This is a genomic window from Burkholderia sp. AU31624 (assembly GCF_020420065.1).
GTDB lineage: Bacteria > Pseudomonadota > Gammaproteobacteria > Burkholderiales > Burkholderiaceae > Burkholderia.
Genome location: NZ_JAIZRT010000008.1, coordinates 297,832 through 317,137, shown reverse-complemented (window position 1 = coordinate 317,137; position 19,306 = coordinate 297,832). Strand labels below are relative to the sequence as shown.

At 68.9% G+C, this 19,306-nt stretch carries 18 protein-coding genes and 1 pseudogene; 7 read left to right on the top strand and 12 right to left on the bottom strand.

Annotated elements, in window-relative coordinates:
* Window positions 1–22: 22 nt before the first annotated feature.
* Window positions 23–1,324 (top strand): UDP-N-acetylglucosamine 1-carboxyvinyltransferase, encoded by a 1,302-nt coding sequence (locus tag LGM89_RS28445; protein ID WP_089496984.1) that lies wholly within the window; start codon window positions 23–25, stop codon window positions 1,322–1,324.
* Between the two features lie 87 nt (window positions 1,325–1,411).
* On the opposite strand, the gene LGM89_RS28440 is transcribed toward LGM89_RS28445, so the two are convergent.
* The 3 genes from LGM89_RS28440 to LGM89_RS28430 all read right to left on the bottom strand — a co-directional run bounded on the left by LGM89_RS28440 (window position 1,412) and on the right by LGM89_RS28430 (window position 2,747).
* Window positions 1,412–1,900, bottom strand: a complete 489-nt coding sequence (locus tag LGM89_RS28440; RefSeq protein ID WP_226274677.1) for a hypothetical protein — start codon at window positions 1,898–1,900, stop codon at window positions 1,412–1,414.
* 213 nt (window positions 1,901–2,113) lie between these two features.
* Window positions 2,114–2,533: a PIN domain-containing protein gene (locus LGM89_RS28435; protein ID WP_413227486.1), complete on the bottom strand. Its 420-nt coding sequence runs from the start codon at window positions 2,531–2,533 to the stop codon at window positions 2,114–2,116.
* Window positions 2,514–2,747, bottom strand: coding sequence for an AbrB/MazE/SpoVT family DNA-binding domain-containing protein (locus LGM89_RS28430; protein WP_089462651.1), 234 nt, complete (start codon window positions 2,745–2,747; stop codon window positions 2,514–2,516). The genes LGM89_RS28435 and LGM89_RS28430 overlap by 20 nt, the downstream gene beginning before the upstream one ends.
* 165 nt (window positions 2,748–2,912) lie before the next feature.
* Between LGM89_RS28430 and LGM89_RS28425 the strand changes: the two genes are divergently transcribed.
* A complete protein-coding gene (locus LGM89_RS28425; protein ID WP_089458184.1) occupies window positions 2,913–3,683 on the top strand; it encodes an IclR family transcriptional regulator C-terminal domain-containing protein in 771 nt (256 codons plus the stop codon).
* A gap of 105 nt (window positions 3,684–3,788) precedes the next feature.
* On the opposite strand, the gene LGM89_RS28420 is transcribed toward LGM89_RS28425, so the two are convergent.
* The 5 genes from LGM89_RS28420 to LGM89_RS28400 form a co-directional block, all read right to left on the bottom strand.
* Window positions 3,789–6,089, bottom strand: coding sequence for an ATP-dependent DNA helicase (locus LGM89_RS28420; protein ID WP_226274675.1), 2,301 nt, complete (start codon window positions 6,087–6,089; stop codon window positions 3,789–3,791).
* Window positions 6,086–7,780, bottom strand: a complete 1,695-nt coding sequence (locus tag LGM89_RS28415; RefSeq protein WP_089496988.1) for a VRR-NUC domain-containing protein — start codon at window positions 7,778–7,780, stop codon at window positions 6,086–6,088. Before LGM89_RS28415 ends, LGM89_RS28420 begins: the two co-directional genes overlap by 4 nt.
* A gap of 96 nt (window positions 7,781–7,876) precedes the next feature.
* Window positions 7,877–8,755: a MipA/OmpV family protein gene (locus LGM89_RS28410; protein WP_089496989.1), complete on the bottom strand. Its 879-nt coding sequence runs from the start codon at window positions 8,753–8,755 to the stop codon at window positions 7,877–7,879.
* Window positions 8,756–8,960: 205 nt separating this feature from the next.
* Window positions 8,961–9,272 carry a hypothetical protein gene (locus tag LGM89_RS28405; RefSeq protein WP_226203386.1) on the bottom strand — a complete coding sequence of 104 codons (312 nt, stop codon included), beginning with the start codon at window positions 9,270–9,272 and terminating at the stop codon, window positions 8,961–8,963.
* Window positions 9,273–9,595: 323 nt separating this feature from the next.
* Window positions 9,596–9,895 (bottom strand): hypothetical protein, encoded by a 300-nt coding sequence (locus tag LGM89_RS28400; protein WP_226274674.1) that lies wholly within the window; start codon window positions 9,893–9,895, stop codon window positions 9,596–9,598.
* A 135-nt stretch (window positions 9,896–10,030) separates the two neighbouring features.
* On the opposite strand from LGM89_RS28400, the gene LGM89_RS28395 reads away from it, so the two are divergent.
* The 3 genes from LGM89_RS28395 to LGM89_RS28385 all read left to right on the top strand — a co-directional run bounded on the left by LGM89_RS28395 (window position 10,031) and on the right by LGM89_RS28385 (window position 11,626).
* On the top strand, window positions 10,031–10,279 hold the full coding sequence (locus tag LGM89_RS28395; RefSeq protein ID WP_089427509.1) for a hypothetical protein: 249 nt from the start codon (window positions 10,031–10,033) through the stop codon (window positions 10,277–10,279).
* A 340-nt stretch (window positions 10,280–10,619) separates the two neighbouring features.
* Window positions 10,620–11,051: a CBS domain-containing protein gene (locus LGM89_RS28390; protein WP_089442497.1), complete on the top strand. Its 432-nt coding sequence runs from the start codon at window positions 10,620–10,622 to the stop codon at window positions 11,049–11,051.
* Window positions 11,052–11,110: 59 nt separating this feature from the next.
* Window positions 11,111–11,626, top strand: coding sequence for a PRC-barrel domain-containing protein (locus LGM89_RS28385; protein WP_226274673.1), 516 nt, complete (start codon window positions 11,111–11,113; stop codon window positions 11,624–11,626).
* Between the two features lie 13 nt (window positions 11,627–11,639).
* Here the strand turns inward: LGM89_RS28385 and LGM89_RS28380 are convergent, their stop codons facing one another.
* Complete coding sequence (locus tag LGM89_RS28380) at window positions 11,640–12,251, bottom strand: DUF4142 domain-containing protein (protein ID WP_413227484.1); 612 nt, start codon at window positions 12,249–12,251, stop codon at window positions 11,640–11,642.
* Window positions 12,252–12,356: 105 nt separating this feature from the next.
* A complete protein-coding gene (locus LGM89_RS28375) occupies window positions 12,357–14,348 on the bottom strand; it encodes an ATP-binding protein (protein ID WP_089496992.1) in 1,992 nt (663 codons plus the stop codon).
* Between the two features lie 384 nt (window positions 14,349–14,732).
* On the opposite strand from LGM89_RS28375, the pseudogene LGM89_RS28370 reads away from it, so the two are divergent.
* Window positions 14,733–15,780: pseudogene (locus tag LGM89_RS28370) on the top strand (sigma-54 interaction domain-containing protein).
* A 30-nt stretch (window positions 15,781–15,810) separates the two neighbouring features.
* Here LGM89_RS28370 and LGM89_RS28365 read toward each other — a convergent pair.
* Together LGM89_RS28365 and LGM89_RS28360 are read right to left on the bottom strand one after the other, a co-directional pair.
* Complete coding sequence (locus LGM89_RS28365; protein WP_089496994.1) at window positions 15,811–17,610, bottom strand: methyl-accepting chemotaxis protein; 1,800 nt, start codon at window positions 17,608–17,610, stop codon at window positions 15,811–15,813.
* Window positions 17,611–17,958: 348 nt separating this feature from the next.
* Window positions 17,959–18,210 carry a DUF3562 domain-containing protein gene (locus LGM89_RS28360; protein ID WP_226274672.1) on the bottom strand — a complete coding sequence of 84 codons (252 nt, stop codon included), beginning with the start codon at window positions 18,208–18,210 and terminating at the stop codon, window positions 17,959–17,961.
* Between the two features lie 525 nt (window positions 18,211–18,735).
* Here LGM89_RS28360 and LGM89_RS28355 point away from each other — a divergent pair.
* Window positions 18,736–19,170: a hypothetical protein gene (locus LGM89_RS28355; RefSeq protein ID WP_089496995.1), complete on the top strand. Its 435-nt coding sequence runs from the start codon at window positions 18,736–18,738 to the stop codon at window positions 19,168–19,170.
* The last annotated feature ends 136 nt before the right edge of the window (window positions 19,171–19,306 follow it).

The following is a 19,306-nucleotide window of genomic DNA, read 5'->3' as shown; positions in this document are numbered from 1 at the left end:
GTCACCGATACGCCCCCATATCATGTCGAATCTCATCGTCCACGGCGGCACTCCGCTGCGCGGGGACATCAAGCCGTCCGCGAACAAGAACGCCGTCCTGCCGATTCTGTGCGCCACCCTGTTGACCGATCAGCCGCTGCGCCTCATCGGCGTGCCGGACATCACCGACGTGCGCAAGATCCTCGACATCTTCCGCACGCTCGGCAGCGACGTGTCGGTCGACTTCACGACGGGCCTGCTCGAACTCCACCATCGCAACACGAAATTCGATCCGGCCGTTCACCGGCTGCCGGAAGCGATGCGCTCGTCGATCATGCTGATCCCGCCGCTGCTCGCGCGCTTCGGCGTCGCGCGCCTCGAGAACGACGTGAAGGGCTGTACGCTCGGCGTGCGCGAGATCGATCCGCACGTCGAGGTATTCGAGCGCTTCGGCGCGCACATCGAGCGCACGCCCGATTCGCTGATCGTCCGTACCGACGGCCCGTTGACGGCCAACGACCACTGGCTCGACTACGCGTCGGTCACGACCACCGAGAACTTCGCGCTCTGCGCGACAGCCGCCAACGGCACGTCGACGCTGATGAACGCCGCGTCCGAGCCGCACGTGCAGGAGTTCTGCCAGTTCCTCGCGATGATCGGCGTCGCGATCGAGGGCATCGGTACGTCGCGGCTGTGCGTGACGGGCGGCCGCAAGCTCGGCGGCGGCGAGTTCCGCTTCGCGGAGGATTTCCACGAGATCGCGACGTTCCTCGCGCTCGGCGCGATCACCGGCGGCGACATCACGGTGCGCAACTCGTCGCCCGAACATTTCCCGCTGATCGACCGCACGTTCGCGAAGTTCGGCGTGACCGTCACGCACCGCGACGGCTGGTCGCGCGCGGAACGCGACGGCCCGCTGCGCGTGCGCCGGCCGTTCACGCAGAACATCCTCACCAAGGTCGAAGCCGCGCCGTGGCCGTACCTGCCGGTCGACCTGCTGCCGATCTTCATCGCACTCGGCGTGCGTGCGGAAGGCAGCGCGATGTTCTGGAACAAGGTGTACGACGGCGCGCTCGGCTGGTCCGGCGAACTGTCGAAGTTCGGCGCGCACGTGCTGCTGTCCGATCCGCACCGGCTGATCACGTTCGGCGGGCTGCAGCTGACGCCGGCGCGCGTCGAGAGCCCGTACATCATCCGCGTCGCGATCGCGCTGCTGATGGTGGCCGCGAGTATCGAAGGCCGCTCGGAAATCATGAACGCGCTGCCGATCCGCCGTGCTCACCCGCACTTCGTCGAGAACCTGCGCTCGGTCGGCGCGAACGTCGAATGGACGAGCAGCGAATAAAGCACTGACGGTACGGCGCACGCCCGGCGAACAACCGTACCATCCTCCCCACCCGGCCGGCGCCTGCGCCGGCCGCGCCCTCCCGCGTTACTCGCCTCCCCCGCAATCGACATCGCCGCCGCCCATGTGGTCGAACCCGTAGAGCATCACGGCCGTCGTGCCGCGCGCGGGGTTGCTCGGGCGTTTCGCCAGGCCTTCATCGAGCGGAGACGACGGATACTGGACACTCGTGTCCATCAGGTTGCCCGGCTCCGAGCGCAGCTCCGCTTCGGTCAGCTTGCTCCCTTCCGCGCGCGGCAGCCCGAACGCCTTGCGCACGTCCGCTTCGTTCCACGTCCCCTTCAGCGTGACGGTGACCATCTGCAGCCTGCCTTGCTCCCAGTCGAGATCCACCTTCGTCGCGAGCGGATGCACGCTGGCCGCGAGCCGGTCGGGGAACGCCGGGCCCTCGTAGTAGGCCTTCGTGTTCTTGCACGCGTCGCCGGTGTTCCGGTACTGCTTCAGCGCGCAATTGAAGCGCTTGTCACGGTAGCCAAAGGCCGTTTCGACGTAGCAGCCGAATTTCGGTGACGTCATGCGCGGCCACGCGCGGATGTCGGCGGCCGGACGCGGCAATGACGTGTCAGCCGAGGAGTTGGCAGCGGCAAGTAACGGCGCGAACGCGGCGTACGCGATAAACAGGGATTGTCGGATTTTCATGTCCAGTTCAAGTCGATGCCGGGTTTGGCCCGATGTCATGTTCGCCTGCGCTGACAGACGCGCGGGGCGGGCAACTGAAACCGTCGGTACTCACGCGAACGGATTTTTCAGCACCGGCCCGCCCTCCACACACAAGCCGTCGTGCATGTCCTCGGTGTAGAGGTATTCACAGCCCTCGATCGAAGCGCTTGCAACGATACACGCGTCGTAAAACGACAAGCCGTGCCGCTCCGCCAGCTTTCGCCCCAGGTCGTGTGTATCGACCGAGATCGGCACGACACGGCACAAACCCCTGATCGGCTCCAGAAACTGCCCCACGTCGATCCACGGCATCCGCAATTTGCGACTGCAGACACTGGCTACCTCGTTCAATACCTGGACACTGATGGTCGGCCGCCGAAGCAGGAGCGACTCGGCCAGGTTCGCCTTGGTATCGTCCTCGGACAACAGGTAAAGCACGACGTTGCTGTCGACGAACGAGTGCGTCGCATCAGTCCCGCTCATTCGCATCATCCCGGCTGAACTTGAAATCGGCGGGCAACTTGCCACGGAAACGCCGCAACCGCTGCAGAAGCTCTTCGGGCCTGGGCTTGCGACTCACGGCGAAAACGCGAGGGCTATCGACCACGATTTCGATGTCGTCACCTTCGCGAAGCTCCAGAGCGTCGACCACACTGGCCGGAAGGCGGACGGCCAGACTATTGCCCCACTTTGCAACCTGCATATGGACCTCCTTGGATATACGTCTTCAATTGTATATCCCAGTCTCCCGTCGGCAAAGCTGGCCAAATGGGGGATCCCGTCCTCCGCACGCCATCCACCTAAAAAGGTGCGCGATAATCGCCCATTCACGCGCGATGACCGCGCATTCCGACGCCTGCTCACGACGATGAAAAAGCCCGAACTCGACCGACGCGACTGGATTGCCGGCCTCGAAAAAGGCCTGGCGATCCTCGAGGCGTTCGACAGCCAGCATGCGCGCATGACGCCCACCCAGGCCGCCGCGCGCACCGGCCTCACGCGCACGGCCGCGCGGCGCTACCTGCTGACGCTCGAATCACTCGGCTACGTGTACACCGACGGCAAGCTGTACGGTCTCACGCCGCGCGTGCTGCGGGTCGGCTGGTCGTACTTCGATTCGGCCCGCCTGCCGCGCACGGTCCAGCCCTATCTGCAGCAATTGAGCGCATCGCTGAACGAGTCGGCGTACGTGAGCGTGCTCGACGACTGGGAGCTCGTGTTCATCGCGCGCAACGGCGTGTCGCGCGTGATGACGACCGGCTTCGTGCTCGGCGCGCGCGTGCCGGCGCCGCTGACGTCGCCCGGCGTCGTGCTGCTCGCCCATCATCCGGATCGCGAAGCCGTGCGCGCGTGGCTCGACGACACCGAACTGCCGCCGTTCACGCCGCACACGATCACCAACAAGGCGCGCCTGCTCGAACAGGTCGACCAGGCACGCGACGCCGGTTTCGCGGCGATCGAACAGCAATTGCAGGTCGGCGTGCGCGGCATCGCGGTGCCGCTGAAGAACCGTCACGGTGAAGTGGTCGCCGCGCTGAGCACCAACATGCCGATCGGCGCGGAGACGACCGACGCGGCCGTGCGGCGCGTCCTGCCGCATCTGCAGGAAACCGCGCTCGCGATGCTGAATGTGCTGTAGCGGCAGCACTCACCGAGGCCGCGTCCGCGGCCGCCCGATCTCGCTACGCGACGGATGGCGCTCACCTGCCGGAATCGGCAGTCTGCCGGCAGCGCTTCGTCCGTCTCACCCGATCCGCCACCACCGCGGCAGCAGGTCGCGCACTTCGCGCCGCCGGTAACGGTCGTCGATCAGGTGCACGACGCCTTCGTCGTGCTCGGTGCGGATCACGCGCCCGGCCGCCTGCACGACCTTCTGCAAGCCCGGGTACAGGTACATGTAGTCGTAGCCGTTGCCGAAGCGCGCGTCCATCGCACGCCGCATCTGCTCGTTGACGTCGTTGACCTGCGGCAACCCGAGCGTCGCGATGAACGCGCCGATCAGGCGCTCGCCGACCAGGTCCACACCTTCCGAGAATGCCCCGCCCAGCACCGCGAAGCCGACGCCACGACCGCCAGCGTCGAAGCGGGCGAGAAAGGCGTCGCGCTCGCTTTCCGCCATGCCGGGCGCCTGCGCCCAGACGGGCACGTCCGGATGCCGCGTCTGCATCAGCGCGACCACGCGCCCCAGGTAGTCGAAGCTGCTCAGGAAGCCGAGATAGTTGCCGGGCCGTGTCGCGTATTGCGCGGCGATCAGGTCGGCGATCGGTTCGAGCGAACGATCGCGGTCGCGCCAGCGCGTCGACACGTGGCTCGCGACGCGCACCGTCAGTTGCTCGGCGCGGAACGGCCCGTCGACGTCGAGCCAGCCCGTGTCGCCGGGCAACCCGAGCGTGTCGCGATAGAAATGAAACGGGCTCAGCGTGCCCGAGAACAGCACGGTCGCGCACGCGGCTTCGTAGCGCGGCGCAAGAAAGCCGGCTGGAATCACGTTGCGCACGCACAGCGTCGACTGGACGCGGCGCCGGCGGCCGGCCGACGCCACGCCGTCCAGCGCCGGCTGGCGCGGCATCGGTTCGCCGTGCAGCGTCGCGTCGAAGATCGACGCGCTGTCGAACGCTTCGGCCAGCACGCCGAACTGGATCGCCTCGAAATGAAACCGCAGCAGTGCATCGCCGTTCGCGCGCGGCGCGTCGGCCAGGTGTTCGCCGATTGCTGCAACGAGGTTCTGCACGGCCGACACGATCGGGCCCGGGATCTCCGGATACGCGGCATAGCGCTCGGCCTGCGCGCGGCTGACCGAGCCCCAGGCGCGGGCGAGCCGGTCGAACGCCTTGCGCAGCGCCGCGGGCGCAATCTCGCGGGCCGCCGCGAACGCGAACGGATCGAGCGATGCGCTGTACATCTTCCTCGCGCGATCGAGCAGGTTGTGCGCTTCGTCGACGAGCACGCCGACGCGCCACTGGTTCTGCTGCGCGAGCGTGTGCAGCATTGCGCTGCCGTCGTAGTAGTAGTTGTAGTCGCCGATCACCATGTCGGACCAGCGCGCGAGCTCCTGCGACAGGTAGTACGGGCACACGTCGTGCGCGAGCGCCGCTGCGCGCACGGTCTCGCGGTCGAGCAGCCCGGCCTCGATCGCCGCATCGCGCGCGGCCGGCAGCCGGTCGTAGAAGCCTTTCGCGAGCGGACACGATTCGCCGTGGCATGCGCTGTCCGGATGCTCGCACGCCTTGTCGCGCGCGACGAGTTCCAGCACGCGCAGCGGCAGCACGGGCGTGCCGGCGCCGAGCGTCGTCGCCGCTTCGAGCGCGAGCGCGCGGCCGGGCGTTTTCGCGGTCAGGAAGTACACATGATCGAGCTCGCCCTCGCCGCAGGCCTTCAGCAGCGGAAACACGGTGCCGAGCGTCTTGCCGATGCCGGTCGGCGCCTGCGCCATCAGGCACCGCTCGTCGCGTGCGGCGCGATAGACGGCCACCGCCAGCTCGCGCTGGCCGCTGCGGAACTGCTCGTGCGGAAACGCCAGCGCGCGCAGCGCCGCATCGCGCGCCGCCCGATGGGCCGTCTCGCGCTCGGCCCAGCCGACGAAGCACGCGCACTGCTCGGCAAAGAACGTCGCAAGCTCGGCCGCGCCCAGCGTTTGCGTCAGCACCGTCTCGCGCTCGGACACGATGTCGAAATAGACGAGCGCGACGTCGATTTCCGGGAGGCTGCGCGCGTCGCACATCAGGTGCGCGTAGACCTTCGCCTGCGCCCAGTGCAGCGCGCGGTGGTTGTCGGGCATCGCATCGAGGCTGCCGCGATAAGTCTTGATCTCCTCGAGACGGTTCGCCACCGGGTCGTAGCCGTCCGCGCGGCCGCGCACGGTGAGCGTGCCCCAGGTGCCCGTCAGCGCGATCTCGGTTTCGTAGCGGGCGCCGCGGTTCGACGTGACCGCGCCGTGGCCGGCGATGCCTTCGAGCGCGGTCGGTGCGGGCGTGAAGCGCAGGTCGAGGTCGCCGCGTCGCGCGGTGAACTCGCACATCGCCCGCACCGCGACGACGTAGCTCATGCGGACAGTCCCGCCGCTTCGGCGTGCGCGACGCCCTCGCCGGCCCACTCGACATCGATCACGCGCACCGGGATGCCGTGCGCGACGCAGTACGCGAGCCAGCGCGTCTGGTTGTCCTGCAGGCGGTCGCCGGGGCCTTTCACCTCGATCAGCTCGTAGCGGCGCTCGCCGGGCCAGAAGCGGACGAGATCGGGCAACCCCGAGCGGTTGCTGCGGATATCCGCGAGCAGGCGCGTGAACCACAGCCGCAAGTGCTCGGGCGGCAGGCATGCGAGCGCCTCGTCGAGCAACGCGTCCGTCAGCACGCCCCAGAACACGAACGGCGATTGCAGCCCGGCCTTCGTCGCGAAATGCCGGCGGATCGTGTCGCGATAGGCGCCCGAATCGAGCTGCGCAAAGCACGCGGCGAACGCTTCCGCACGACGCGCGACGAAATCGGGTGCGTGCAGATCGGCCGGGCCGCGCTGGAACGGGTGGAAGAACGCGCCGGGCACCGCGGCGAACACGGGCTCCCAGCACAGCAGCCCGAACAGCGAATTGATCAGCGTGTTTTCGACGTAATGGACCGGCGAAGCCGGCTGCGCAAGATGGTCGCGCACCGCGAATTCGACACTGACGAACGCATCGGGGCGCGCGATCAGGAGCGTCTCGCGCGGCACGTCTGCGACCGCGGCAGCACGTTCGACGCGCTGGCCGAGCCGGCGCTGCAGGCGCGGCAGCATGCGCTCGACACGCTGGCGCTCCTCGTCGCTCTCGAAGCCGCCGCGCGCGGCGAGCGCCAGCGCGAGCGCCTCGTCGTCACGCCCGCAGCGTTCGAGCACGCGGATGCGCCGATGGCGGCTGCCGGGCCATGCGCTGCGTGCATACGCGTCGAGCGCGCCGTCCCAGTCGGCCCGGCGCTCACACGTCTGCCCGAGCGCGAACAGCAGCTTCGCGCGACGCGTCGCAAGCCACGGCTGGGTGCAGCCAACCGCGTCGATGGCGCGCATCAGGTCGTCGAACGGCAGATCGTCGGGCCACGCGTCGAGCGCGTCGCGACACATCTGCAGCGCGAGGTACGCATCGACGTCGCCGCGCTGCTGGAACGCACGCGACGACGGCGCGATCGGCACGCTTTCATACTGGAACACGCCGAGATCGGCGAGCACGAACTCGCTCCAGTCCTGATGGAGATTGCCGAAGAACATCAGGCGCAGCCGGTCGCACAGCGCGCCGACCGTCACGCGCAGCACGCGGTCGCCGGCCTGCGCGCACCACGCGTCGAGCGGTTGCGCGACGTCGTGCGCGGGCCGCAGCCGCTCGAGCCAGTCGGGCTTGCGCTCGCCCGCATGCGCGGCGAGTGCCGGAAAGATGCGCAGCAGATCGGCCTTGGTCGACAGCGCGAACAGTTCGTCGAGCGTCAGCGCAGGCGCCGGATCGACCCAGCCGAGGGTGACGAGCGGCGCGACCGCGTCGAGCGCGCAGCCGATTTCGTCGTAGACGAGCTTGCTGGCGCGGAAGTCGGACCCGTTGCGCATCAGCATCCGCACGAGCAGCGCGCGCGACGCCTGCGGCAGCGTCGTGAACTGGCGGACGAACGCGTGCTCGTGTGCGTCGAACAGGTCGGCGTAACGCGCGCCGAGCCAGGCCAGCGCGCGTTCGAAATTGGTCAGGTAGTAAAACGCCGGGGGCGTCGGCGATGCAGGCGTCACGGGGATCGATCACTGTACATTTGTACAGGTCGGAATCATATCAAATGTGACGGCAACTGCCGCACGCCCCGTCGGCGATCGGCTTCCCGGCCCCGCTCAGAACTGGTAATTCACCGACATGTCGAACACGCCGTTGGTCTTCTGCTGCGTGATCGGGCTGTGCGCGGCGCGGCCGACGAGCTGCTCGAGCGCGCCGTCGATCGTCACGAACCAGTGCTTGTTCACGAACCAGGCCATCGTCACGCCCGCGCCGACCGACTTGAGCCCGGCCCCCGACGAATAGGCCGGCAACCCGGAACGCGCGGCGGCGCCCTGGCTCACGCCGAACCAGCTGTTCATGTAGCGCGAATCGGCGAACGACACGGTCGGCCCCGCGAACCAGAAGAAATGCTCGTTGCTGCCCGGCAACGGCATGTATGCGGAGAAATCGCCGACCCACCCATTCGAGCCGCCGATGCTGCGCCGGATATCCGCGCGCAGCACGAGCGGAAATTCCTTCGAGATCACGTAATCGGCCGCCAGTTTCATCACCGGTGCCGCGTTGATGTTGTCGAGGCCGTTCAGGTGCTGGATGTCGTCGGCCGAGCGGCGCCCGAGGTCGTAACCGACGGACAGGCTCACGCGCCAGTTCGGCCCGCGCAGCACGTTCGCGCCGAGCCCTTCGCCGGTCGACAGGAAGAACAGGTCGCGATAGCGGATATCGACCGTCGGGCCGCCCATCACGCGATAGCGATCGGAGCCCGCATAGCGCGGCTGCAGTGTCATCGCGGCGCCCATGCTGATATCCCAGGTGGAGACATTCGGCTCGAACAGCTTCTGGAGCGGCACGCCCGCCGAGTATTGCCACTCGCCGAGCGGTGAAGGCGTCTGGGCCGACGCGTCGCGGGCGCCGGCCGCGGCGAGCGCCGCGCAGGCCGACACCCCGGAAACGAACCGGCGTGCGCCGGGTGACAGCAAAGGGCGAGCAACAGTCATCAAGGTCCCCGTCGGTTGCGCGAAACGAACCCGAAGTGAAGAAGCGCATTGCGCCTCTTCGGCTGCAGCGGCTGGCAGCCTGCGGCGCGAACGTAGCGTGCGCTGAATTAACGGACATCCTACGCGACACGCGCGCGGACGCAAAGCGCCCGCTGCGTGCGGGCACTTTGCCGTACGCGGGACAGTCCGGTGAAGCGGGATGGAATCAGAATCGCTCGACGTGATAGTCACCGGCCAGCGCGGCCGGGCTGCGCGTCGACATCATCCGCGAGAAGCCGTCGGCGAGCCGACCGAGCGCAAGCTGCTTCTGGCTCGCATCCCAGTGCGTATAGGCGTCGTACGCGGCATCGTCGAACGACACGGTGACGGCAGCCGGGCGGCCGCTGGCGCGGAAGCCGATCTGCAGCACGCCGCCCGGCAATTCCTCGATGTGATAGCGCAACGAGCGCGATTCGAAGTAGCGGCCCAGCACCTGAGCGATCGCGCGCTTGTCTGGCGATTGCACGTGAATGTCCATGAGGGTCCTCCTTTTTTCAGTGTTCGCGCGGACGGTTGTGACGCACCGCCTCCCGGCATCCGCATCGGTGGCGGCTGCGACGGCGGGTCGCCCTGCGGCGGCCCGTCTGGCACGGGCGGATCGACGGGATCGTCGTGCCCGGGCGGCGGCGGATCCGGGTCGACATCGGGCGTCGTCGGCTCGGGGCGGTGCAGCCTGGATGGCGTATTCATGTCTCTCCTGCGCGACGGCGCGCGCATCTCGATGGCGCCGGCATCGCGCGCAAGCGGCGTGCCCGCTCCTGCGCGCCCGGTTGCCCGCTCCGGTTGGACGCTGCCGCGCACTCAGTCGTCGTAGGCCGCCATCACCAGCCACATCGTGCGGCCTTCCGCGGTCAGCCGCGCCGCGAGCGCGAACCGGTCGGACGGCGTGCATTCCGCGACGAGCGCCCGCTGCGCACGCTCGGGGCCGTCGTAGACGGTGTCGTTCAGTTCGCGAACCTCGTCCTTGCCGTCGAACATGCGCCGCTCGGGCCGATAGACCCGCGACTCGCGCTTCCATGTGTCGAAACGCTCGCGCACATGGGCGAAATCGCCGCCGCATACGTTCGCGTCGTAACGTATTCTTTCCCTGGATGCATTCATCACGATGTCCTCTCGTCCACGCCGACGGCGCGCGTGGCTGCGCAGCGTGCGGTTTCGCCAACGCGCAACCGTCGTGCCGTCGGCCCGCGCAGGCATGGCGCTTGCGCCTCTATCCATGACCAAGGAGGTTCGACCATGACCGTTCACGCCCCCGGCCGCCACGACGCCGTGTCACCGGCTGCCGGACTGCTCTGGCTCGCCACGTCGCGTCCGCCGTCCAAAGACAAGACGGAGGAACGCATCGACGAGGGCCTCGAGGAGACGTTTCCGGCCAGCGACCCGCCCGCCGTGGGCGGCGCGACCCGTATCGATCCTGCCAAGCCATCCGGCAAGCACGAACGCCGCTCGCCGGACGTCCCTTCACCGCCCCGCGATCACGGCTGACGGCGGCAACCGGCCCGCGCTGCGCGGCGGCGCAGCCGCGTGCCGGAGCAATCTGGAGTTGATCTGATGAAACGCCTTGAACGCAGATGGCATGAAGTCAGCGGCGCCGCCGGCGTCGCCGCGCTGGCGGCGATCGAAAGCGCGGTGGTGCTCGCGATCGTCGCGATGACGGGCATCGGCCACTGAGGTCCTGCCCCGCCCGCTCGCGGCTGTCGCCGTGGAAGATGTACAAGCGGGCTGGCAAATTTCTCCGTCGCCTCGCCGGCCAGGCCCGGCGTGTGCGGCCCGCGCGCGGCACGCCTTCTGCTCCCCGATAGTCTTGCTCACGAAGGAGACGTTCATGTATCGCGTCACCGAGATCATGTCGCGCGACGTGGTGTGCGTCGCGCCGACCGACACGATTCGCCACGCGGCCGAACTGATGCGGCGCTTCGATATCGGCGTGCTGCCCGTTTGCGACGGCGCCGAACTCGTCGCGATCGTGACCGACCGCGACCTCGCGGTGCGCGGACTGTCGCACGGCCATTCGTCCGATACGCCCGTGCAGGCGGTCGCGTCCCAACCCGTGCAGTGGTGCGTCGAGGACGACGGTGTCGGCGACGTCCAGCAGCGGATGGCCGACGTGCAGTTGCATCGGATGCCGGTGCTCGACCGCAACCGGCGGCTCGTCGGCATCGTGTCGCTCGGCGACATCGCGACGCGCGCCGGCGGCCCCGAGCGCGACGAGCTGGCCAATACGCTCGAGGACGTGTCGCTGCCGCGCCGGCGTTGACCGGCGCCCGTTGATACCGCGTGGCCCGCCCGGGTGCCGCTTCGACCAGGAGGTGTTCGATGACAACGGACAGACCGTCGCGTGACGACACGCGCATCGTCGGCGGCAATCGCCGCACGACCGGCGGCGGGCCGGGGCCCGACGTGATGGCCGCCCGCACGCTCGAAGGCGATCGCGTGCTGACGATGGACGGCGACGACATCGGCCAGATCGCCGACATCATGCTCGACGTGCGCTCCGGCCGGATCGCGTACGCGGTCGTGTCGGCGGGCAGCCCGCCCGGGAGCGGCGACAAGCTGCTCGCGGTGCCGTGGAACGTGCTCGTGCTCGACGTCGAGCGCCGCTGCTTCGTGTTGCCCGTCGCCACCGAACGCGTGCGCGAAGCCCCCGGCTTCGACAGGGACCGCTGGCCCGCCATGGCCGATCCGGCGTGGGCCGAGGCGCTGCATGCGTACTACGGCAGTTCGCCGTACTGGCTGATCGAGGAAGGCGAAACGGCGCTCGACTCGCCGCCGTACGAGGCGTCGCCGGGCGGCCCCGAAGCGCCGGAAAGCCCTGACGGCGGCAAGCGGTAACGCGGATCGGCGCTCAGTGTGCGGCCGCCACCGTCTGCGCGAGTTGCCGGGCGGCGGTCAGGTGCGCCTTCAGCGTCGGCAACGCGTTGGCCGCGAACGCGCGAAGCTGCGGATCGCGGCCGTTGCGCGCCTCTGTTTCGTAGAGCCGGATCGCTTCTTCATGCGCGCGCGGGCCCGCCAGCGCGACATAGGCCGTGTCGAACGCATGACCTTCCTTGGTTCGCAACGCGGTCACGGCCGGATCGACGAGCATCCGCGACTGGACCGGTACGCCCTTGGTCGCGCCAAGCTCCCGCAATTCGGCTGCGAGCCCTTCGTGATCGTCGACCATCCGGCGCGCGAACGCCTTCACGTTGGGGTTCGACGAGCGATCGAGCGCGAGCTGGCTGGCCTGCCGCTCCACCTTGCCGATCATGCCGGCCTTGTCGATGAATTCGACATCGATGCCGGTCGGCCGCTGGGTCATGCCGGCCTCGTCGGGCGTCGTGCCGGGGCGGATGACGCCCGGCGCGACCTGGGCCGACGAAGCGGGTAACGCCTGCGCATGAGCGAGTACGGCGATCGATGCGCCGACGCTCGCGGCCAGCATGATCGCCGCCGGCCGATGAATTCGATTCGTGTTCATCCGGACCTCCGTGTGTCGCGACGGAGCGGGCCGGCCGCGCGGGCGCCGTTGCGCCCATCGCGCCGCCTCCCTTCGTCATGACCGGGCGAGCCGCCACGCCGGCTGCTAGCGGCCGCGCCCTTTCCGATCGTGCGCGGCGTCCGGCGCGACATCGGCGATCACGCTCGCCAGCGTCGGCATGTCCACCGGCTTGCGCAGATACGCGTCGAACCCGGCCGCCATCACGCGGTGCCGGTCGGCGTTGCCGGCGTGGGCCGTGACCGCGACGACGGGCAGATGCCCGCTGCTGCCCGGCAAATGACGGATGCGGTCGAGCAGCCAGAAGCCGTCACCGTCCGGCATGGCGAGATCCGACAGCACGACGTTCGGCGCCTGCCGCTCCACCGCGTCGAGCGCGTCGTGTCCCGACTGCGCGGTCGATACCTGCGCGCCCATCGTTTCGAGGGCCGCGGCGAGGCTCGCGCGCGATGTCGCGTCGTCGTCGACGACGAGCACGCGCTGGCCGTCGAGCGTCACCGGCTCCGGCGTGGCCGCCGCGTGCAGCAGGTTGTCGGCCGGATCGTCGATGTCCCAGCCAGCCGGCAGCGTGACCGTGACGGTCGTCCCGCGCCCCGTGCCCGCGCTCGTCGCCACGACATCGCCGCCGTGCAGCTGCGCGATGTGGCGCACGATCGACAGGCCGAGCCCGAGGCCGCGCTCCGGCGACGCGAATGCGCGTTCGGGCCGGCTGAACGTCTCGAACAGGTGCGGCAGGTATTCCGGCGCAATGCCCTGCCCCGTATCGGCGACCGACAGCCGCACGCGCTCGCCTGCCCGGGCCAGCGCCACGACGATGCGCCCGCCCGGCGGCGTGAACTTGATCGCATTCGACAACAGGTTCGACAGGAGCTGGCGCACGCGCTCGCGGTCCGCCGGAATCACGCAGGTCGGCATCGCGTAGTGGGTCGACAGCTCGAGCCCGCTCGCCCGTGCCGTTGCGTCGAGTTCACGCGTGGCATCGCGCACGATCCGCACGAGATCGACCGGCACGCGCTCGAGGCGCAACCGGCCGGTCGCGAGCGACGACGCGTCGAGCAGGTCGGCCACCATGTGCGACAGCGACCGCGCGCTGCGATCGATCGCGTCGACGGCCTGTTGCGCGAGCCCCTGGCCGTCGATGTTGCGCAGCACCTCGACCCAGCCGTAGATCACGTTCAGCGGCGTGCGCAGCTCGTGCGACACCGTGGCCAGCAGTTCGTCCTTCAGCCGGTTCGACGTGTCCGCCTGGGCGCGTGCGTCGCGTGCGCCGCGCAGCGAGCGCAGGTTGCGCCGCTCGTCGCGGCGTCGTTCGTGCGCGTCGCGCAGCGTCATCGACAGGCCCGTGCAGTTGCCCTGCGCATCGACCATCGGCGAGGCGGCGAAGGTCGCCCGAAAACGGCTCCCGTCGCGTCGCACGCACAGCACGTCGAGCGGACCGACCGGCGCGTGCAGGTTCGCGAACGATGCGGGCAACGGATGGCGGCGCAACCAGCGCGGCGCGATCATCGCGGCGACGTCGCGCCCGGCGGCCTGCGCCGCGTCGATGCCGAAGATCCGGCGCGCGGCCGGATTCCAGCTCGTGATCCGGCGTGCGGCATCGACCCCGACGATCGCGTCGGGCGAAGCGTCGACCACACGGCGCAGCAGGCGGTCGTCGGGTACCGGCACAGGTGCGACCGGCGCCGGTTCGCGATGCGGCTCGCGGGCGTCGGCGTTGCCGCTGTCATCGGGTTCGCGCAGGCGATCGTTCGCGAGCAGCGGCTTCACGGCCATCACGAGCACGCACTCGACGAAGCTGATCGCGACGAACGCACCGGCTTGTACGAGCAGCGCGGCCAGCGGCGCATCGCGCCACCACAGCGTGCCGATCACGGCCACGCTCAACGCGGCCGCGACCAGCCCCCCGCCGAACGACGTCAGCCAGGCGGCAGCCGCAACGCCTGCATAAAAGGGCAGCGGCGCAAATGGCGCGTGCTCGCCGACGACGCGAACCGCCCACGCCTGCAGCGCGGACGCCAGCCCGACGGCCAGCACGATCCATGCACCCTGCCGTAACAGCTCACGGGTCAGGGTCCTCATTGCATCCTTGCCTCGCGCCGGCTCCGGTCGCACGGCGTCATGCTGCAAGTCGACCATCCGGCCTGCCGTCGAGCGTGCCGGGCGAGCCTGATGGCATCCGCAAGCGGCATGCCCGGCGCGTATCGCAGGATGGCTGCCTGCCTGACTCCGTCTGTCGGGTGTGCCGTAACCGGTTGAGCACCGGCCGGTGTCGCGCGCTGCATCAACGCACGTTGGTCATGACCAGCTTTTTCATCGAAATTCTGTAAAAAAGCACCGATACGACCCCGGATGGCACAGGAGTGCCGCGATGCGCGTCAGGACTCGATGGCCTGTTTCTTCCGTCCCCGCCGCGTACATTGGAAATTTCTATTTTGCGGCACCTTCGTGGTCGTTTCGCTGTCGATGAAAATATTGCAATCAACGGAGCGCGTGGTGCCGATTTTCAAAACGGCCCCACCCATGCCGATCCATGCCAATGGGAGAAACCGCAAACCGGTCGAAGCAACGTGCGGACGGCCGCCGGTTGTCCGGCCGGTCCACCGCGATGCGCACGCTGCTCGGCCGCATCGAGAAGATCGCCCCGACCCGCGCCAGCGTGATGATTGCCGGCGAAAGCGGGGTCGGCAAGGATATCGTCGCACGCCGGCTGCATGATCTCAGTGCCCGCTGCGACGGCCCGTTCGTCCCCGTGAACTGCGGCGCGATTCCGCCCGATATCGCGGAATCGCAATTGTTCGGGCACGAGAAAGGCAGCTTCACGGGTGCCATTGCGCAGCGCGAAGGGTTCTTCGAAGCCGCGCGCGGCGGCACGCTGCTGCTCGACGAGATCGCGGAAATGCCCGCGTCATTGCAGGTGAAGCTGCTGCGGGCGATCGAATCGAACGTGATCGTGCGAGTGGGCGGCACCGAGCCGATTGCGCTCGACGTGCGCATCGTGTCGGCCACGCGCCACAACCCGGCCGAAGCCGTGCGCGACGGCCGGCTGCGCGAGGACCTGTTCTATCGTCTCGCCGCGTTCGCGCTGTACGTGCCGCCGCTGCGCCAGCGCGACAGCGACATCGAGACGATCGCACTGGAATTCGTCGACGCGCTCAACGCGCGGCACCATGCGCACAAGCGGCTGACCGACGCGGCGATCGCCGCACTGCGCGCGTATTCGTGGCCCGGCAACGTCCGCGAGCTGCACAACACGATCGAGCGCGCGTACATCCTGGCGGACGAAGGCATCGACGTCACGCTGCCGAAGCCGGCGATGCCGCCCGAGCGCCTGTCGGAGAACACGATGGCGCTGCCGCTCGGCGCGACCTTGCACCATGCGCAGCAGCGCTTCATCGCGGCGACGCTGCGCCACTTCGACGGCAACAAGCCGCGCGCCGCGAAAGCGCTCGGGATCAGCCTGAAAACGCTCTACAACCGGCTCGCGCTGATGCGCGACAACGGCCGCTCCTGAGCGGCGCGGCCGTCTTTCCCGCGCGCCGCGTCAAGCGACCTTGAACCGCCCGACCGTGGTCGCCAGCGCGTTCGCCTGCGACTGCAGCGCGGTCGCGGCGGCGGTCGACTGTTCGACGAGCGCCGCGTTCTGCTGCACCATTTCGTCGAGCTGCGTGACCGCGCGATTCACTTCCTGGATGCCACGCGTCTGCTCGTTCGCGGCGTGCGTGATCTCGGAGATGATCGTCGTCACGTTCGATACGTTGGACACGATCTCGCGCATCGTGTCGCCCGCCTGGCGCACCTGCCCGGACCCGGCCGACACGCTCGCGACCGTCGATTCGACCAGCACCTTCACTTCGCGTGCGGCCTGCGCGCTGCGTTGCGCGAGGCTGCGCACTTCCTGCGCGACGACCGCGAAGCCGCGGCCCTGCTCGCCCGCGCGCGCCGCTTCGACGGCCGCGTTCAGCGCAAGGATGTTGGTCTGGAACGCGATCCCGTCGATCACGCCGATGATGTCGCCGATGCGGCCCGAGGCTTCCTCGATCTTCTCCATCGTCGCAACGACGTCCGACACGACCACGCCGCCGTGCGACGCGATCCGCGACGCGGCCGCCGCGCGTTCGTCGGCCTGGCCGGCGGCGGCGGCCGATTGGCCCACCGTCGCGGTGATTTCTTCCATCGACGCGGCCGTTTCCTCGAGGCTCGCCGCCGCCGATTCGGTGCGCGACGACAGGTCCTGGTTGCCCGCCGCGATCTCGTTCGCGGCCGTGCGCACCGATTCGCTCGCATCGCGGATCTGGCGCATCACGTCGTTCAGCTTGTCGACGAAGCTGTTGAACGAGCGGGCGATGTCGGCCACTTCGTCACGTCCGTCGGCCGGCAGGCGCTGCGTCAGGTCGCCGGCGCCCGAGCCGATCGCGGCCATGGCCTGGCGCACTTGCGACAGGCGGCGGAACGCGGTCGCGGTGATCGCGCCGATGATCAGCGACGCCACGCCGACGATCACGAGCAGCGTGATCAGCGACGCGGTCAGCAGCGAGCGCATCCCGGCCGTCGCTTCGTTCTTGTCGAGCAGCACCAGCGCGTACCAGTCCGTGCCCGGCACGGGGCGCGCGCGCACCAGCTTCGCGTCGCCGCCGACCGTCACCTCGACGGGCGCGGCCGCGGCCGCGATCGTCGCGCCGTTCGTCGCGCCGAGTTCGGGCGACACGTCGGCGACCGGCTTCAGCGTGAGCTTCGCGTCCGGGTGGGCAACCACGTGGCCGCTGCTGTCGATCAACATCCCGAAGCTCGCGGGCGTCGGGTGGATCGTCTTCACGTTCGCGATCACGGTGTCCATCGAGACGTCCGCCGCGACGACGCCCTTGACCGCGCCATCGCGCAGGATCGGCACCGCGAACGTGACGACGAGGTTGCCCGTGCCGGCGTCGACGTACGGCGGCGTGACGACCGGCTTGCCGGCCTGCGCGGCCTGCTTGTACCACGGGCGGCCGGTCGGATCGTAGTCGGGCGGAATGCCGGTCGGGTCGGAGAAGTGGAACGCCTTGTCGGCGTAGCCCGCGTAGACGTTCGTGAAACCGCCGGCCGTGGCCATCTGCTTGAACACCGGCAGCGGATCGGGCGTCAGCGCGGCATCCTGCAGCGACGCGATCATCCGGCTCCGGGTGGCGACCCAGTCGGCGATCCCGACCACGTGGCCGCTGGCGACGGAGGTCAGGTTGCGGTCGATCGCGTCGTCGTTGTACGAGCGCGCGATGAAATAGTTGATGAGCGTGGTGGCGACCAGCGCGAATACGACGATGGCAACGCACGCGGCAAGGATGCGGGCGCGGATGGACGAGAGCATGGCAACGACTCGGTAAGGGAGCGCGAACGCCCGGTGGACGAATTCACCGGGTAAACGGCAATCGCGCCACTTACTTGAGACCGCTGTGACAATTCAGTGAAAGTATGACGAAACGTAAGGCGGGTTGTTAGCGGATCGTCAGGATGACTGTGCTGTGCGGCGCCGTGTGCGCACCGCCTGCGGAAGCGACGACGGCCCCGTCGATCCCGGGCACGGCGATAAAGAAGCGCGCTGGAACGGGCCGGTTCGCTGTCGATCAACGTATGAATGTCGATCAGGATCCGGCCCTGGCCCTGGCCACGGCCACGGATCGTGTCACGTCCGCGCATCCGCCGCGGCGCTCGCCCGTCACAGGCGATGGCTCGGACGCGGATCGGCGTCCGCGGGCACATCTGCACGCGTGTCGTCGTGGAGATCGTCCTGTCGGCGCATCCGTTCGCGCAGGTGCCGGATCGCGAATACGTGGATGTAGTCGTGCACCCGCGCGTCGGACGACAGCGCGCGGACTTCGTCGTCGAGCATCGCGCGCAACTGATCCGAACCGATCGCACGCTGTTTGGCGGCTTCCTTGAGTGAATCGAGCAAACTGTCCTTGGACATCGACGGACTCCTGACGGTCGAGGAACGAAAAGAAGAAGGTACCGGAAGCTTAAAGACTGAACGGCGGCGCGGCGTGCGATGCGCCGGCGCATGTTTGTGCGCGATCAACGGCACGTTGCGTGCCGCCGTGCCGATCCGTCCCCGAACCGGCCGCGCAAGATTCGCGGCGCAAACTGCCCGCGAACGAGACTGGAAACCCTGCCACGCCACCCCGGGGCGCGGCACCGGCTGACACAGGCCAACGATGGAACGTTGCCCGACGCCGATGCACTGGCCAAGTTAGACCGGCCGAAATCATGCGTCAAGCGATCCCCTCCGCGCGCTCCCCATTCGTCCGAACGAACGGGCCGGCGTGTCAGCGGATTCCTATAGGTGCCGCGCATTACCTGACAGCGACTTCAGCGCGCGCTGCTTGGCAGCGCACGGGCGCGACACGATACTGGTGACATGGACGAAACGTTCATACGGGTCATCGCTCAGCCGGCCGTCGAGCCGGCATGCGGGGCCTGGCGCAGGAGACCAATCATGGCACATCGCAACTTACCGGGCCGGGACGGCCAGCGGCGCGCGTCGGGCAAAGCGCGCGCCCTGCCTGCCCAGCCCGTGTCGGCGGGCAACCTTCCGTCCGACAATATCGACACCTTGCTTGCGCTGGCGCGCGAGGCCGGATTGCTCGTCACGCTCGACGGGCAGATCGGCCGCGAAAAGTACCAGAGCGTCGCGGGCTCGGTGCTCGCGTTGCAACGGTTCGCCGCGGCACTCTGCGCGCGGGCCGCACCCGACGCGCCGGCCGATGCCGAGCCACGTCGCAAGGCGCGCCCCGGCTGGCCGCACGCGAACCGCCTGCGCAACCGCATGTGCAGCGCGTGCGCGCCGCTGCATGTCGGGCGTCAGCGTCCGCGGGTGCGCCGCGCTCCCGGCCGACGGCACGACCTGCGGTCGATGGTTCGCTTCACCTGAGCATGCAGGCAGCCGTTGGGCGGCGCGGGGGCCGTGCAACGGCTGAATGTCTCACGACGTCGCAGCGCCTGACGCACGCCGCGCCTGTACTACAGCGAGCGGCGCACCTGCCGCGATCCTCACCGATCCGCATCGG